This window comes from Acidaminococcus sp. (assembly GCA_022482815.1).
Taxonomy (GTDB): domain Bacteria; phylum Bacillota; class Negativicutes; order Acidaminococcales; family Acidaminococcaceae; genus Acidaminococcus.
Genome location: JAKVOM010000001.1, coordinates 1,663,424 through 1,679,476 on the forward strand (window position 1 = coordinate 1,663,424; position 16,053 = coordinate 1,679,476).

13 protein-coding genes, 3 tRNA genes and 1 other annotated feature are annotated in these 16,053 nt (G+C 46.6%); of the genes, 14 read left to right on the forward strand and 2 right to left on the reverse strand.

The window, feature by feature from the left end:
• Positions 1–7 precede the first annotated feature (7 nt).
• From LKE33_07325 to LKE33_07375, 11 genes are all read left to right on the forward strand, one after another.
• Positions 8–511 (forward strand): hypothetical protein, encoded by a 504-nt coding sequence (locus LKE33_07325; protein ID MCH3950727.1) that lies wholly within the window; start codon positions 8–10, stop codon positions 509–511.
• 1,151 nt (positions 512–1,662) lie between these two features.
• Positions 1,663–1,853 (forward strand) — a binding site (T-box leader).
• Between the two features lie 33 nt (positions 1,854–1,886).
• The gene (pheS, locus tag LKE33_07330; GenBank protein MCH3950728.1) at positions 1,887–2,918 is read left to right on the forward strand and encodes a phenylalanine--tRNA ligase subunit alpha; all 1,032 of its coding nucleotides are present in this window, start codon (positions 1,887–1,889) and stop codon (positions 2,916–2,918) included.
• Positions 2,919–2,933: 15 nt separating this feature from the next.
• Positions 2,934–5,369 carry a phenylalanine--tRNA ligase subunit beta gene (gene pheT / locus LKE33_07335; protein ID MCH3950729.1) on the forward strand — a complete coding sequence of 812 codons (2,436 nt, stop codon included), beginning with the start codon at positions 2,934–2,936 and terminating at the stop codon, positions 5,367–5,369.
• A gap of 353 nt (positions 5,370–5,722) precedes the next feature.
• Positions 5,723–5,800 (forward strand) — tRNA-Asp (locus LKE33_07340).
• 2 nt (positions 5,801–5,802) lie between these two features.
• Positions 5,803–5,877: transfer RNA gene (locus LKE33_07345), tRNA-Gly, on the forward strand.
• 1 nt (position 5,878) lies between these two features.
• Positions 5,879–5,952: transfer RNA gene (locus LKE33_07350), tRNA-Trp, on the forward strand.
• 487 nt (positions 5,953–6,439) lie between these two features.
• Entirely contained in the window at positions 6,440–7,003 is a 564-nt protein-coding gene (locus tag LKE33_07355) for a hypothetical protein (protein ID MCH3950730.1), read from the forward strand.
• Positions 7,004–7,014: 11 nt separating this feature from the next.
• On the forward strand, positions 7,015–7,521 hold the full coding sequence (locus LKE33_07360) for a hypothetical protein (GenBank protein MCH3950731.1): 507 nt from the start codon (positions 7,015–7,017) through the stop codon (positions 7,519–7,521).
• A gap of 162 nt (positions 7,522–7,683) precedes the next feature.
• Positions 7,684–8,493: a hypothetical protein gene (locus LKE33_07365; GenBank protein MCH3950732.1), complete on the forward strand. Its 810-nt coding sequence runs from the start codon at positions 7,684–7,686 to the stop codon at positions 8,491–8,493.
• 14 nt (positions 8,494–8,507) lie between these two features.
• Positions 8,508–8,831, forward strand: a complete 324-nt coding sequence (locus LKE33_07370) for a hypothetical protein (GenBank protein MCH3950733.1) — start codon at positions 8,508–8,510, stop codon at positions 8,829–8,831.
• Between the two features lie 38 nt (positions 8,832–8,869).
• Positions 8,870–9,358 carry a hypothetical protein gene (locus LKE33_07375; protein ID MCH3950734.1) on the forward strand — a complete coding sequence of 163 codons (489 nt, stop codon included), beginning with the start codon at positions 8,870–8,872 and terminating at the stop codon, positions 9,356–9,358.
• A 313-nt stretch (positions 9,359–9,671) separates the two neighbouring features.
• Here LKE33_07375 and LKE33_07380 read toward each other — a convergent pair whose 3' ends face one another.
• Positions 9,672–9,902 carry a hypothetical protein gene (locus tag LKE33_07380; GenBank protein ID MCH3950735.1) on the reverse strand — a complete coding sequence of 77 codons (231 nt, stop codon included), beginning with the start codon at positions 9,900–9,902 and terminating at the stop codon, positions 9,672–9,674.
• Between the two features lie 341 nt (positions 9,903–10,243).
• Between LKE33_07380 and LKE33_07385 the strand changes: the two genes are divergently transcribed.
• Entirely contained in the window at positions 10,244–10,939 is a 696-nt protein-coding gene (locus LKE33_07385; protein MCH3950736.1) for a DUF3800 domain-containing protein, read from the forward strand.
• 83 nt (positions 10,940–11,022) lie between these two features.
• On the opposite strand, the gene LKE33_07390 is transcribed toward LKE33_07385, so the two are convergent.
• On the reverse strand, positions 11,023–11,817 hold the full coding sequence (locus LKE33_07390) for an HAD-IIA family hydrolase (GenBank protein ID MCH3950737.1): 795 nt from the start codon (positions 11,815–11,817) through the stop codon (positions 11,023–11,025).
• A gap of 275 nt (positions 11,818–12,092) precedes the next feature.
• Between LKE33_07390 and LKE33_07395 the strand changes: the two genes are divergently transcribed.
• Positions 12,093–13,403 (forward strand): C1 family peptidase, encoded by a 1,311-nt coding sequence (locus LKE33_07395; GenBank protein MCH3950738.1) that lies wholly within the window; start codon positions 12,093–12,095, stop codon positions 13,401–13,403.
• Between the two features lie 1,557 nt (positions 13,404–14,960).
• The gene (locus LKE33_07400; GenBank protein MCH3950739.1) at positions 14,961–16,031 is read left to right on the forward strand and encodes a hypothetical protein; all 1,071 of its coding nucleotides are present in this window, start codon (positions 14,961–14,963) and stop codon (positions 16,029–16,031) included.
• The last annotated feature ends 22 nt before the right edge of the window (positions 16,032–16,053 follow it).

The window sequence follows — 16,053 nt, forward strand, 5'->3', positions numbered from 1 at the left end:
GAGGATAATGATGACAGAGTTATATTTTATCGGATACAAGGATTTTAAAAACGGGAAACTGTGCCGCGTGGAAACGCTGCGGCTAAGAATTCCTATTAATATTGAAGCTAAAGAAGGCTCTGATTTTTCCCTCAGGGAAAATGATCGCTGTGAAGTGGAAATCTCCGGGCGGGATTCGGAACTGAGAATTTACCCGAGCAAGGCAGCCTTTATGGATGGAGAAGCTGGAGTGACTCCGTATGCCACGATGCCTATCGGAACGATGGGTGAGACACCGGATGGCCGGCAGGTCGAAGAAACTCCGTTTCTTGTTTTCTCCGGGGAAATCATGGATGTCCGTCACAATGAGCATCCCGGTGAAAATGACCCCGATTATTATGTGACCATCAAAGCAAGCGATTTTGTCTTTGATTTGCCCGTGTTCTATAAGGACACCATTGAAAAGGGGTATTGGATTATGGGGATTACGTGGCTTACGGGTGTAGTGAAAAAGCCGCAGGCCGCGCTGTAAGAAGCAAACCGACAAGCGGTTTGCGACGAATAAAAAATAAAAATCGGGTCTCTTGCGAGGCTCGATTTTTTTGTATAATAGTTCAGTGCGATAGAAAAGGTTGAAAACAGCCTCGCGCCTTGATGAAGCCAAATCAAAGATTTGGCTCAATTCAATTAGGACGATGCTTGATCGTACCCATTCATGCGGTCTGAATGAATACCCACCGCAGACGGAATGGCCTGACGATATCAGGCCATTCCTGCGGTCCTCCTTAATCAACTATCCTCCACCACTCCGTGGTCCGCCCTCCTTCCGAAGGAGGTTGTAGAGGAATTCCAAACCTAACGGTTTGGCTTAACTAAGGCGAACAGAGGGCAAAAGAGGTGCGAAAATTTCACTTGTGTCTTCTCTATTTCAAAAAGCAGCTCTTTAGGGTTAAAACATTCTATCCTCCATCGCAAGCGATTCTCCTTAACTTACTTTCCTCCGCCACTTCGTGGTCCGCCCTCCTTCCAGCGGAAGGAGGTTGTAGAGGAATTCCAAACCTGACGGTTTGGCTTAACTAGGGCGACGTGAAAGAAGGTCCGGACGTAGCAATGCTTCGCATTGCCTGAATAAATAAAATGAGCTGCGTTTTTTCACCGTAGAAGTGTTATATTTTTGTCTCTGCTATCGGATACAGATAGTTAAAAGAAATTTAAGGGTCATCATCCCCCGCAAAGCGGGCCCCCTTCTTCAATGTCGCACAGCGACGTCGAAGAAGGTCTCTAAAAATTTACCGCCGCAATTTTTTAATTTTATTTTTACTAAACTGACACAGGAGGTGAGGTTTAGTTTCCATGGGCGACCTGCGACGCGCGTCCCTGCAGTTGTCTTGCATCAGAGTCCATCAGAAACGAATTAAGGCCGATTTCAGCGGCTGGGGGTGAAGGCTTTGGTCTCCTTTGTCGGCCGGTCGGAAAGTCGCTGCAGGCGGGCTAAATGCCATACGCTGAATGCACTTTTCAGCCATCTGCAGCTATCGGCTAACTGCTAACGGCTATCTGCCTTGGGCTTTGCCTAACAACCTGCCCGCACGGGTGTGCTAACCACTACTCACTAACCACTGCCGCTACTTTCCCTTGCAGTCCTTTTTTGTTCATGTTATAATATTTTCATTAAATTTCATACTTCAAGCGATGATCAAGAGAGTACGTTCTTACTATGGCACAGAGAGCGCGGATGAGGTGGGAGCCGCGTACAGAACCGGAACGGAAGTTCACTTGGGAGCATCCGGACTGAACGGAGTAGGTTCGGCGCAGTGCAGCGTTACGGCAATGAGCAACAAATTAGGGTGGTACCGCGAACCTTCGCCCCTTGGGGGTGAAGGTCATTTTTTTTAGGAGGCGTTGGTATGAGCGATAAGCTGCAGGAATTGCGCGATAAGGTACGCAAGGATTTTAGCGAAGTCAAAAATGTAGAAGACTTAAAAAATATCCGGATTCAATATCTGGGCAAGAAAGGGGCGCTCACGCAGATTCTCCGCGGACTGGGTTCCGTGGCTGCGGAAGAACGGCCGAAAATCGGTAAGATGGTCAACGAAGTTCGTTCCAAGATTGAAGCTCGACTTGACGAACAGATGAAGCTCCTCGAAGCTCGTCAGCTCGAAGAGAAGATGGCATCCGAACGCATCGACTTTACGCTGCCCGGCCGTCACTGCGACTGCGGTCATCTGCATCCGGTTCAGCTCACGCAGCGTGAAATCAAGAAGATTTTCATGCGCATGGGTTTTGAAGTCGAAGGCGGCCCTGAAATTGAAAACGATTATTTTAACTTTGAAGCACTGAACCTGCCGAAGGACCATCCGGCCCGCGACATGCAGGATACGTTCTATCTGACCGATTCTAACGAATATCTTCTGAGAACGCAGACTTCCGGTGTGCAGGCCCGTACTATGCAGTCCCGCGAACCGAACACGCCGATTCGTATGATCTGCCCCGGCACGGTGTACCGCAACGACTATGATGCTACGCATTCCCCGATGTTCCATCAGGTAGAAGGCCTTGTCGTAGATAAGAATATCAGCCTGGCTGACCTCAAGGGTACGCTGGAACTTTTCTGCAAGGAAATGTTCGGCTCCTCCGTCAAGATCCGCCTCCGTCCGAGTTTCTTCCCCTTCACGGAACCGTCTGCCGAAGTGGATATCAGCTGCGTAATCTGCGGCGGCAAAGGCTGCCGCGTCTGCAAGAACTCCGGCTGGCTCGAAATCCTCGGCGCCGGCATGGTGCATCCGAACGTGCTGCGCATGAGCGGCTATGATCCGGAGAAAATGACGGGCTTTGCTTTCGGCATGGGTATTGAACGTATTGCCATGCTTCGTTATGGCATCGATGACCTGCGTCTGTTCTTTGAAAATGATCTGCGGTTCATCCGCCAGTTTAAATAAGGAGGCACTGCCAGTATGTTAGCTTCTATCAATTGGTTAAAGAAATATGTAGATATCGACGTCACTCCGGAAGAGCTGGCGGATAAATTAACGCATGTCGGTCTGGAAGTAGAACGCGTCATTCATCTGGGCGAAGGCCTGGAAGGCGTTATCACCGGTAAAGTCCAGACCATTGAGCGTCATCCGAATTCCGACCATCTGTGGATCTGCCAGATGGATTTGGGCAACGGCGAACTGACCCAGATTCTGACGGGTGCCCAGAATGTTCATCAATACGATATGGTTCCGGTCGCCGTAGTCGGTTCCCATCTGCCAAACGGCATGAAACTGAAGACGGCTAAGCTGCGCGGCCTCGATTCTTTCGGTATGCTCTGCAGCGCCGGTGAACTTGGCATTGACTCCAAGCTCCTTCTGCCGGAACAGCGTGACGGCATTTTCATTCTGCCTCCGGACACCCCGATTGGTGTGGACGTCCGCTCCTTCCTGGGCCTTGATGATGTGGTTCTGGATATCGACCTCACGACGAACCGCGGCGACTGCTTCAATATGCTGGGCCTTGCCCGCGAAGTCGGTGTCGTCCTGAATAAGCCTGTTACGCTGCCGGAAATGGCTCCAGAAGAAGGCGAGGGTACGCCGGTCGAGAACCTTGCCAAGGTTTCCATCGAAGCCGATGACCTTTGCTCCCGTTTCTCCCTGCGTATGGTGAAGAACCTCAAGATCCAGCCGTCTCCGGAATGGATGCAGAAACTGCTCCGTGCCGTCAATATTCGTCCAATCAACAACGTCGTCGATGTGACAAACTATGTCATGATGGAACTCGGCCAGCCGATGCACGCTTACGATTATGACAAGGTGACCAACCATCACTGGGTGGTTCGCCGCGCCAATGAAGGCGAAGTCCTGAAGACGCTGGACAGCCAGGACCGTAATCTGACCGAAGAAATGATTGTCATTGGCGACGATGAAAAAGGCATCGGCCTCGGCGGTATCATGGGCGGCTTCGAAACGGAAGTGACGGATGCCACGAAGACGGTTATGCTGGAATCCGCTACGTTTGACGGCCCGACCATTCGCCGTACATCCAAGGCACTGGGCCTTCGCAGTGAAGCTTCCCAGCGCTTTGAACGCGGTGTTGATACGATTCGCCAAAAAGATGCCCTGGACCGCGCGGTTTACCTCATTGTCCAAATGGGTGCCGGCGAAGCTGTACCCGGCGTAACGGAAGCTTATCCGCATCCGCAGAAGCCGGTTGTTATCGACGCTGTTCCTGAAAAACTGGATCAGCGCATCGGCTGCGATATTCCGGTACCGGAAATGAAAAAGATTTTGGAAGACCTGTACTTCACTGTGGAAGAAAAGGCCGATGGTTCCTGGAGCGTAACCGTTCCGACCTGGCGTAAGGACTGCGACTGCAGCGCCGACCTCAGCGAAGAAATCGCCCGTATCTACGGCTATGACAAGATTCCTTCCAAGACACCGCAGCTTGACATGGCACGCGGTGGTCAGTCCGGCATCGAAGACCTCAAGGATACCGTCCGCGATACGCTCGTCGGAGAGGGCCTTGATGAAGTCATGACCTATACGTTCGTCAATCAGCAAGTCTTCGATAATATGGCCCTGCCGGCTGCCGACCCGCGCCGCAAGGCAATCCAGATCATCAACCCGATCAGTGAAGACTTCCGGACCATGCGTACAACGATTGTACCGAGCCTGCTCAATACGGTGGCCTACAACCTGGCCCGCCAGCAGGAACGGGTAGCCATCTTTGAAGTCGGCCGTGTCTTCATTGCCAAGGATCTGCCGCTTACTGAATTCCCGGAAGAACGGGAAGTGCTCGGCATTGCTTTAAGCGGCAAGCGTCACTGCATGAGCTGGAACGAGAGCAAGGATACCGTAGATTTCTATGATGTGAAGGGTTATTTTGAATCTGTCATGGATAAACTGCAGGTAACCGACATCGATTACAAACCGTGTACGGAACCGTTCATGCATCCTGGCAAGAGCTGCGTCATCCTCTATAAGGGTGAAAAAGTCGGCTTCATGGGTGCCATCCATCCGACCAGCCAGGAACGCTTCGGCCTGAGCCAGGAAACCTATGTCCTTGAACTGAGCCTCAAACCGTTTGTGGAAGCGGCAGAAAAAGTTCCGCAATTTGTACATATTCCTCAGTTCCCGAGTGTATCCCGCGATATTGCCGTGGTCGTTAATAAAGACGTACCGGCAGCAGCACTCGAAGAAGATATCCGTACGCAGTGCGGTACGCTGCTCAAAGAAGTCCGTCTGTTCGACGTCTATACCGGTCTCCAGGTGAAACCGGGCTGCAAGTCCGTCGCCTTTAACCTGACCTTCCAGGATCTCAAGAGAACCCTGCAGGATAAGGAAGTCGACGACATCATCAAACAAGTCGTTGAACACGTGCAGGAACGCTTCGGAGGAAGCCTGAGAGACTAAGCCGCAGGAAACCTGCGGCGGCAGATAGCCGTTAGCAGTTGGCCGATAGCGGAGGATTATGCTGAAATTAAAAAATCGGATCCCTTATGGGGTCCGATTTTTTTGTGGAAAAAGATAAGGCTGTGGCCGACTGCGTCGACCGGCTTTTCGCCGCTATGGCGGCGAGGCTGGGGTTGCCATCGGCAACCGGCGGTGAGGCTTCGGCCAACTTCGTTGGCCGGCTTAAAAGCTGAGAGGAAAAACACTATCAGCTGCTAACTGCCTTGGGTTTCAGATTCGCGACCGGCGGATTTTCCTAAAAAGACTTGCAAAGAACGTAAATTTATGGTAATATACATACCTGTCAGGCAATCGGCCCAGTAGTTCAGTTGGTTTAGAATGCCGCCCTGTCACGGCGGAGATCGTCGGTTCAAGTCCGTCCTGGGTCGCCAATGCGGAAGTAGCTCAGTGGTAGAGCATCACCTTGCCAAGGTGGGGGTCGCGAGTTCGAATCTCGTTTTCCGCTCCATAGGAGTATAGTTCAATGGTAGAGCAACGGTCTCCAAAACCGTGGATCTGGGTTCGAATCCTAGTACTCCTGCCAGTGAATTTTAAAGCGTGGAAATTCTTACAAGAGTTTCCACGTTTTTTATTTATTATAGAAGAAATCCCATATTGTTTCCGCTTTAACGGGACAATATGGGATTTCTTTAATTATTTTCTTGTTCTGCTGAGGTTTTCAAGTGACAATAATGGGTTTTAGGCAGTTCTCAATGCAGCTAATTGCGAATGAGCATTAAGAACATAAAAACAACTTTTTATGTTCTTATATGTTGCTAAGAGCAAAAAAACCACATTTTTTGTTCTTAACTGTTACTAAGAGCAAAAAAACGCAATTTTTTGTTCTTAAAGTAATTCAACAAGCTTTGAAAATACATATCTTGTCTTTCTTTGACTGCCACTACGCATATTTTGCCGAATATTGTGGCGATTTTATAACTACATCGACTTGTCACTTGGCATTTAAATAATTTATAATAAGAATAATAAAATTATTTAAAATACTTTTATCGCAAGGAAGTGATTGGACGTTGAGTAAAATTAAGTTTGGTCTCAACATGCCGAAAAAGGCAAACATCCAGACAATGGATGAGCTGCGGGAATTTTTTGATGTGCAGGCCGTAATGAAATGTTTCTTAGACGGCAAGCTCAAGACTTGGCTGGAAGACCGGAATTATGAAGAAGCTGAAGCCGTCCGGCAGCTTGAACGCGATTTGTCTGCACAGCTTTGTGCCATTTTTGGCGTAAAAGTGCAGCAGGCTCCGGAATCTTCTGAGATGACTTTTGGTATCAAGGAAGAACGGGAAGGATTCCACCGCAAGGCGCAGACTTATAAGGTGTCTTCCGGGTTTGATACGATGCTGGATGATAAAAAGCGGGAAGTTTCGAAAGAAACTTTTAATCGCATCCAAGCGGCGTTCAGAAATTGGCAGTATGATCCATTAAAAGACAGTCGGGCCATTATCGATGTAATCAATGGTTCCGGGCTGCAAGGATACGGCAAACATTTTACGGATGATACCCGAATTGCAGATGTCATCAGCAGCAGTGATTTGCGAGGCTATGTAAAAAATTATTTAAACCGACTGGCATAAAGGAGAAAAAAATGGAACAATTAAGCGAATTAAAAAAGCAGAAATTTAGCAATATGGTGAATGAGATAAATCAATATTTTTATAGAAATGAAGTAAGCGGCATTCTTCTTCAGGATCGTCCTGACAGACTTCCGATTGCTAAGGAAAAAGAGTGGGAATATCGAAAAAATCCTTTGGTAGGCATTGTTTATAGTATTATTTATGCCCATAATGAGAATGATAATCCTTTCATGGGAATGTTCGCTGCCCCCACTAGTCTCCTACCAGGGATGAGTTTATCTCAAGGTGCGTCTTTGTTTTGGTCTCTCTTCCTCTGTGCCGTCAGTGATGAATTTTACGATAATGAGCTGAATCTCGTTGCAGATCAGGCCACAGCATTTGACTTTACCCCTGAAGACGTAGAGGATTGGATTACTGCTGTGAAATACGTGCTCGACAACAATAAATTAAGCGAGAACTGCAATTTGGCTGTCAAGGGTGAGAAAGCAAAGAAATTTTTCGGTGTACAAGGGATTTAACCCAAAGAAAATGCACGAAGGAAAGTAAGATAACTGAACCAAAGTTAGTGTATTATTTTGATATAGTCTTACTAATGTATTGACCTTAATTACGGGGGGCTGTCCTTACAATTTGCTAGCGACTGCGTCTCGCTAGACCAAGCAGTGGAGGAGGAAAGACACATGGGTATTCTTGATATACTGGAAGAAAAACATGATCGTCATAATCGGGCCAAAGAATACCGGAAATCCGCAGAGCATTATATAGAACACGGCAAGGAAATCATCAACCGGGCTTATGAAAGAGCCTCCCGGGACGCGTATAAGACGGAAAAAGCGGTCGATGATTTCAACGATTTCAGAACTCAGGTGGCAAGAGAACTCAATACGTCCATCCGTCCTGTGTTAAGAAATTTTGAGGATTTTCATATTGATAGCAAAATTGATGTTCCTGATGTGGGGGTAGATGATATCCGCCTGTCTTCTTTTCATTTTTCTGCTGCTTCCAGTATCCCGAATTTAGATATTCTTCCGATTTTTGCTATCCTAAGTTTCTTTGATGACAGCGATTATGACGCTGCCTGGACGGCCAAAATGAAAGCAGAAGGTTTCTATGATGACATGAAGTACTACAGGATAATGCTGAATAATAAAAGGAAAAAGATGAGCGAAATCCGTTCTTTTCTGGCAGAGGAGCAGTCAGTCATCACATCTTTGATGGAAAAATTGTCGGCTGCCAAAGACAAACTGAATGAAGGAATGAGAAGCAGCTCTTTCTCCCAAGAGCAGGCAGATACGCTGAAGGGCATCGCCAAATGCTCCAAACTCGTCGCCAAAACACTTGAGACACAGTTCCTTACGGATTCGGATGATATCGATGACAGAGCCAAAAAACTTCTCAAAGAAATTCAAACCATCAATGAAGAATTGCCTTCGGCTCCTGATATCCGGCGTTCTCCTAAGGTTATCTGGTTTGGCTCGATTATGTATTGACGGGTATTATAAAAATGGATACTAAAATAAGTGATCTGGTTGCGGAGCTGATAAGGGCTTTTTACGACTATCTTTATGAGAAGGAATATCAGAAAGAGTATCATTTGACAGAACTTGAGAAAAATATAGCCGTAATCAGAATCCGGACGAAGCAGATAGCGGCCCAAACGGAAAACATGAAGGCCTATTTTGATTCTCATCAACAGGAAAGGCTGCGGCTCTACCAATCTGCCGAAAAAGTGCTGGACAAGGCGCTGGCAGACGGCGATAGTGAGTACGCGGAACTGGCCTGCAAGATGATTACGATTATCCGGCAGAAAAATCCTTTCGCGTTTTAGAAAAGGATATTCCCGGTGAGGAGAAGGAAGGGATTTTTATGAGCAGAGACAGTGATAAAAATGAGGTGATTACTGTTACGGCGGAACCCGTGCCAAGTAAGGCTTCCGCGCCGACTTCGGTGGCGGGAGCTATTTCCATCAAAAACATTCCTATTGAAATTAGTATTGGGTTAATCAAGGAAATCGCGGATGTGTATAAAATCGGCATCGAGTGCTTTACGGACTACCTTACCAGTCGGCAGCAAGAAGAGACGGAAAGATTGAGAATCAGGGAATGCGCAAGGGCCATTGAAAAGAAACTGGAATATGACCAGGAACTCAGACTGAAGATATTAGAAGATAACAGCAAGGAAAAAAATCGTCTCTATGATTCAATGGAAAAAAGTCTGGACGTTGCCCTTAAGAATAACGATACAGCCTTTGCCCAAGTTGTAATAAAAACGATGATGGATCTATATAAGTACGATAAAAACATGCCCCTTTTGCAGAGTCTTGGCAGTTCTCAAGATTCGATAACTCTGAAATAGATGGTGGAATGATGGAAAGGAAAAGTGAACAATGGGGAAGGCACTGTGCGGCGGAGAATCAGTGCGATAACAAGTCATAGTAGATTTGAAGGAAGGAAAACAGCGTCGCGCCCGAATGAGGCCAAATCAAAGATTTGGCTCAATTGAATTAGGACGGTGCTTGATTATACTCATTCCTGCGTTCTGAATGAATACCCACCGCAGACGGAAGCCCCGATGGAATCGGGCCTTCCTGCGGTCCGCCCCTCTTATTTTCCAATGGAAAACAAGAGGGCAAAAGAGGTGCGGAATTTTCACTTTTGCCTTCTATATTTCAAAAAGCAGCTTTTTTGGGGCTAAAACATTCTATCCTCCATCGCAAGCGATTCTCCTCCTTTCGACGCCGCAGTGCGGCGTGAAAGAAGGTCCAGCCGTAGCCAATACTTCGCATTGCCGGAATGAAATTAAAAGAGCTACGGAAATTTACCGCAGCGATGTCATATTTTTGTTTTAACAAAGCAGTATAGAAGGTTAAAAAAATAATAAGGGTCATCATCCACCGCAAAGCGGTCCCCCTTCCTCAATGTCGCGCAGCGACGTCGAGGAAGGTCCCTACGGCGGGGGGATAGCTTCTTTTACTTTTCTTTGCCAAAGTAGAGCGTTTCCTCATACAAAAAGTATGGAAATTTTTAGTGAGAGTTTTAATTTTATTTTGCTTAGAAGCAATATGATACACAATAATTAATTAAACTTGCCTTTTTGTAAAATTTCCTGTATAATAAAAGAGCAGATGGGATTGGTTCCCATGCTGTACACCCACGAAACCGAATTTGCGTTTAAGCGATATGTAATATCGTCGGCCGTGGGGCCACCGCAAGGTGGCTTTTTTTTTGCTATGAGGTACTCATGAATATATACGTTTACTCAGATGAATCCGGTGTTTTTGATAGCAGGCATAATGATATTTTTGTCTTCGGTGGACTTATTTTATTAGGGACAAGTGAGAAAGAAAAATGGTCTCGTAAGTACAGCGCGGCAGAAAAAGTAATTCGCGGAAGAGAACATTTTGTCAGAAATTATGAAATTAAGGCAACAAGTATCTCTAATAATGATAAGGGTAAATTGTTTCGTTCATTAAATCAATGTTTCAAATTTGGAGTTATCATAAACCAAAAGAAAGTGTTGCCACAAATTTTTGATAGTAAAAAAGATAAACAGAGGTACTTAGACTTTGCTTATAAAATTGCTGTAAAAAGAGCTTTTGAAAGACTTGCAAATCAATGGTTTTCCGTGGATGCAGTCCAGCATCTTTATTTTTACGTCGATGAGCACACTACTGCGACTAACGGCAGATATGAATTAAGAGAGGGGCTAGAACAAGAATTCAAATTTGGTACTTATAATTGGTCATACAATAAATTTTTTCCACCAATTTTTCCTTCAATGGAGTCTGTCAATATGGAATACTGTAATTCTAAGACTAAACTCTTAATTAGGGCTGCAGATATAGTTGCTAATAAAATCTATCATTGTGCGTTAAAGAAAGACTACGAAAAACTTCATACTATTCCTAATCTAAGTTATATTGTTTTGCCCTATTGATGGAATTTGAATGTAGGTTGATATAGAAATTAAAATGGGCTCTTCTGACTTTTGTATCAGGAGAGCCCGTTTTATGGCTTTCGTCAATTTTTCTTTCTCGGCACGATATCTCCGATGCCGTCCAGAATGTAATGCGGACGGTAGGAGAAGCGTTTCATGTTTTCGCGTGTCGTAACGCCGCTCAGGACGAGCACTGTTTCAAGGCCGGTTTCTACGCCGGCCACAATATCCGTATCCATGCGGTCGCCGATCATAACGGCATCTTCGGAATGGACGCCGAGGAGCTTCAGACCGGTGCGCATCATGAGGGGGTTCGGCTTGCCGATGAAGTATGCTTGTTTGTCCGTAGCAAGTTCAATCGGAGCGACGAGAGCGCGGCAGGCGGGAATGATACCTCTGTCGCTCGGCCCCGTGAGGTCGGAGTTGGTGGCAATCAGCTTGGCTCCTTTGTTTAAGAGTTCGGTAGCCTTAATAATCATCTCATAGTTGTAGCTTATCGTTTCGCCGACGACAACGTACTCCGGATTCACATCATTGAAGGTAATGCCGACGTCGTAGAGGGCATTGAGCAGACCGGGCGCACCGATCACATAGGCGCTGCAGCCAGGTGCCTGATTTTTTAAAAATTGTGCCGTAGCGAGGGCACTCGTATAAAAATGGGATGGATCAATATCAATTCCCATACGCAGCAGCTTGGCATGCAGTTCCTGCGGCGTTCTGTTGCTCGCGTTGGTCAGAAAGAGAAATTGTTTCTTTTCCTTCTGCAGCCAGGATACAAATTCTTTTACTCCGGGAAGCAGTGTCGATCCGTGATAGATGACACCGTCCATATCGCTGATAAAACCATGTTTTTTGCGGATAATCTCTAAATCTCGCATTTTCTTTTTTCCTCCTTTATCTGTACACTTTCATTATCTGTGAGACAGAAGAAAAAAACAAGATACTTTACTATCTTTTTACTTGATAAAAGCCGCTGGTCGCTGGCCGCGGGTCGCCGGTCGCTATGTAGGAAGCCAAAATGCCAGAGGCACTTGGCGGAAAAAATTGAAAGTCGCTGGTCACAGACCGAACTAACCACCAGCCACTTTTTCTCCCATTCGTGTTATAATTTCATATTGTAATAAATCAAGACATAAACGTGGAGGATATAGATATGAAAGAACTTACTTCCGAGCTGCTGGCGCAGTTCCGTGATGAATATCAGAAAGATGCTTCGGCCAAGGTGCTGCAGAGTGCGCTGGCTAAGACCGATATGGCGGACCTGGCTTATCTGCCCGTAGAGGGGGCAAAGCTCAAGGGAGCTTTTTCCGTCGAAATCAAGACGCGCGGCATTACGGCGCAGGAACAGTCGGGCCGCTGCTGGCTTTTTGCGGCGCTCAATATTCTGCGTGAACGCGTCGCTGAAAAATGCAATCTGGAAGAATTCGAACTTTCCCAAAACTATTTATCTTTTTATGATAAGCTCGAGAAGGCCAATAACGTGCTGGAAATGGTCATTACCCACGCTAACGAGCCCATCAAGGGGCAGCAGATGCAGTACGTGCTGCAGGGCGTGTCCGACGGCGGTTATTGGTGCGAAGTGGTCGATTTGATCGAAAAGTATGGCGTCGTGCCCAAACAGGTGCAGCCGGAATCCTATCAGTCCAGTCATACGATGCGTTTCCTCGCGTCCATCAACCGCCTTGTCCGCAAGGATGCCATGGAGCTCCGGGAACTCGTGCTTGCCGGCAAGGATCCGTATACTCGCAAGGAAGAAATGATGCGGGAAATCTATAAAGCCGAATGCATCGCTTTCGGGGAACCGGTAACGAAATTTGATTTTGCTTACCGTGACAAGGATAAGAAGTATTTCGAAGAGCGCAATCTGACGCCTCAGGAGTTCTATAAGAAGTACTGTGGCAGTTCCCTGCGCGACTATGTGGGCGTCATTAATGAACCGACGCCGGATAAGCCGCTCCATCGTCCTATCCAGTTCCACGGTGTGGAGAACATGGTTGGCAGCGATATGAAGGCCCTTAACCTGCCGCAGGAAGAACTGGAAGCGCTCTGCATCAGCCAGCTCAAGGCGGGCGAACCGATTTGGATCGCCATTGATGCCGGTGCGTTTGCTTCCCGCAAGGAAGGCGTCTGGGATCCGGACAGCGTGCAGTATGAAGCCCTGCTGGGCGGTTTTTCTACGACGATGCCCAAAGGCAAGCGGCTCGAATATAACAGCAGTTCCGCCAACCATGCCGTGCTTCTGACGGGCGTTCATTTTGACGAAGCAGGAATTCCTGACCGCTGGAAAATCGAAAACTCCTGGGGCAAGGACGTCGGGAGCGACGGGTACTTTGTCTGCTCGGAAAAGTATTTCAAAGAATTCGTCTATGAAGCTGTCATCGATAAGAAACACTTCACGCCGGAACAGGAAGCCATGCTGAAGCTGGAACCGGTCATGATCAACGCCTGGGACGAGGATTACTAAGAAAAAACGCGGGTCGAGGGGCGCCGGTCGCTGGACGCGACTGGAGGTAGCAAAATTGCTGAGGCAATTTTGCTCTGAAATAATAGAAATAGCTGTAGTCACTACTGATGTGGCTGCAGCTTTTTTGTTCTTTTATTTTGCCAATGCTTTGCATTGCCTGAAGGAAATAAAAGAGGTACAAGTATTTACTGTTACGTTGCTATATTTTTGTTTCTACTGATTGGTACAGAAGGTTGGGAAAAATTTAAGGGTCATCATCCCCCGCAAAGCGGGCCCCCTTCTTCAATGTCGCAAAGCGACGTCGAAGAAGGTCTCTGCGATGGAAGATGGCTTCTTTTTCGTTCGTTGGAAGGCGGAAAGTCACTAATTTTATTTCGCAAAGCTGTAGTCACTACTGATGTGGCTGCAGCTTTTTTATTTTGTCAAAGCGCAGCTTTGCGGTGGAAAATCAGTGAGGTAACAGGGAATGGTAGATTCAAAGGAAGAGAAAACAGCATCGCGCCTTAATGAGGCCAAATCGGAGATTTGGCTCAATTTAATTAGGACGATGCTTGATTGTACCCATTCCTGTGTTCTGAATGAATACCCACCGCAGACGGAAGGGCCTGACGGCGTCAGGCCCTTCCTGCGGTCCGCCTTAATCAACTATCCTCCACCACTCCGTGGTCCGCCCTCCTTCCGAAGGAGGTTGTAGAGGAATTCCAAACCTAACGGTTTGGCTTAACTAAAGCGAACAAGAGGGCAAAAGAGGTGTGAAATTTTAATCAGGCTTTCTATATTTCTAAAAGCGAAGGTTTGGGGTTAAAAGATTCTATCCATCCATCGCAAGCGATTCTCCTCCTTTCGACGCCGCAAAGCGGCGTGAAAGAAGGTGCTGACGCAGCAATGCTTCGCATTGCCGGAATGGAATAAAAGAGGTGCGGAAATAAACTGAAGTAATTCCATATTTCTTTCTGTGCAAAATGCCAAGTAGGAGCTAAAGAATAAGGTCTTCATCCACCGTCTGCCAAAGGCCAACTGACTACTCACTGCAATCTACATCAAGAATCAGCCAATGAATCTGTCTGCACGATTGTACTAACCCCTAGTCACTAACCACTTCTTTCCTTGCTGCCGCAGGCCAGCCGACGAAGTCGGCCACAGCTTTATAGCTTTCTTTTATAAAAATTTTACATTTCCGTGTAAACTTTGCTGCAAATCCGCCATGGCAGCGGTCTGTACGATTCTCGTGATTAATTAACGATAACTTATGATTAATTTTTCCTATAGTTCCTTTTTATGCGCATTTTAGTGTAATAAGATGGGTATTTTTTAGTATTATATCGTTAATTTTAAATCATTACTTACTAGTTATCACTTCAAACTGTTAAAAAATTTACAATTTTAAACTGAATTATGATAGAATACCAACGTCGACTTAAAATAAGTCTTATTTATGATTAAACGATTTACCAAATTTGTTAACTCAAGTCTGTACTAAGGGTCACTGTATTTGTCACCGTGATCATTCGTTCAGTCAAAATTTGGAGTAGTGTTAAGGGTTAAGGGGAAAATTAAATGAAGGAAAAGAAGCACTGTTGGAAGGTGTGCCGTTCTACGCTGACGGCACTTGTATTGTTGTCGCTTGTTGGCGGTGGAACCGCATCAGCAAGTACGTATTCCATAATTAATGGATGGAATGCGACTGAAAGTGCCCGTGACAGCGGAGATATTATTATTGAATACGGCATTGGTGATTGGAATAAGGAAGCTCCGAGGCATGAATTGATCGTTGGGAATAATCAGACAACGAGTGTGACGGTCAAAGCAAACGGCATTGGAAACCGGTGCGCGGAGACAATCGACGTCTACGGCAATAGTATTACGGTTACCGGTGGCATTTACTCTGAAGCAGGCACCATTTCAGTAGGTGATACGGATTATACAGACTCTCTTGCGATAACTGGCAGCGCCTACGTTCAAAACGATGAGACAGCTGTAAATTTAAATACGGCAGGAACTCTTTCTATCGCAACTTCAGACTCCAGCTCATCTGGTTTGTACTCCTCGGGATTCAGCGTGACCGGTGGTGCTGCCGTGACAGGACGGGCAGGAACCGGCATTAAACTGACGGGGAACGAGAGCGTCAGAAACCAAAGCGGCGCTTCTAACGGAGGGAAGATCGATTTATATACGGACAGCGGAACGCTTACCATTGAAAACCAGACTATCTCCGGAACGACATCATGGGGCAGTACGGAAGGCGGTACTATTATCATCGATGGTAAAGCCGATGCAGCTATCAATAACGTAAGTCTCTATTCTCAGGGGTCTTCTGTAACCATTGCTGCGGAAGCTACAGGAGGCACCATTTATTTAGATGAAGCGGGTGCTGCCGGTACCAGTGACCTTACTGTCGGCAGCAAAGATGTCTCCAAGATGACGGTTGATAGACTGTATACCGCCAATGATGGTTCCCACATTACGCTAAAGGCTAATGACATCACTATCGGTTCATCAACCGATACGGGGAGTCAGTCCAATATAGGCGGGCTCGGTCAGGTGGATATTGATGCCGGCAATGATGTGACAATCTATAGCAGCTTAAATTCGATATCGGATAATTCTCACGTTACCGTAATACCGTAAGTGCCGATGGTGATATTACTGT

Coding starts and splice junctions, on each gene's coding strand:
- LKE33_07325 (MCH3950727.1), top strand. CDS start 8: ATGATGACAGAGTTATATTTTATCGGATACAAGGATTTTAAAAACGGG.
- pheS (MCH3950728.1), top strand. CDS start 1,887: ATGAGCGATAAGCTGCAGGAATTGCGCGATAAGGTACGCAAGGATTTT.
- pheT (MCH3950729.1), top strand. CDS start 2,934: ATGTTAGCTTCTATCAATTGGTTAAAGAAATATGTAGATATCGACGTC.
- LKE33_07360 (MCH3950731.1), top strand. CDS start 7,015: ATGGAACAATTAAGCGAATTAAAAAAGCAGAAATTTAGCAATATGGTG.
- LKE33_07365 (MCH3950732.1), top strand. CDS start 7,684: ATGGGTATTCTTGATATACTGGAAGAAAAACATGATCGTCATAATCGG.
- LKE33_07370 (MCH3950733.1), top strand. CDS start 8,508: ATGGATACTAAAATAAGTGATCTGGTTGCGGAGCTGATAAGGGCTTTT.
- LKE33_07375 (MCH3950734.1), top strand. CDS start 8,870: ATGAGCAGAGACAGTGATAAAAATGAGGTGATTACTGTTACGGCGGAA.
- LKE33_07385 (MCH3950736.1), top strand. CDS start 10,244: ATGAATATATACGTTTACTCAGATGAATCCGGTGTTTTTGATAGCAGG.
- LKE33_07390 (MCH3950737.1), bottom strand. CDS start 11,817: ATGCGAGATTTAGAGATTATCCGCAAAAAACATGGTTTTATCAGCGAT.
- LKE33_07395 (MCH3950738.1), top strand. CDS start 12,093: ATGAAAGAACTTACTTCCGAGCTGCTGGCGCAGTTCCGTGATGAATAT.
- LKE33_07400 (MCH3950739.1), top strand. CDS start 14,961: ATGAAGGAAAAGAAGCACTGTTGGAAGGTGTGCCGTTCTACGCTGACG.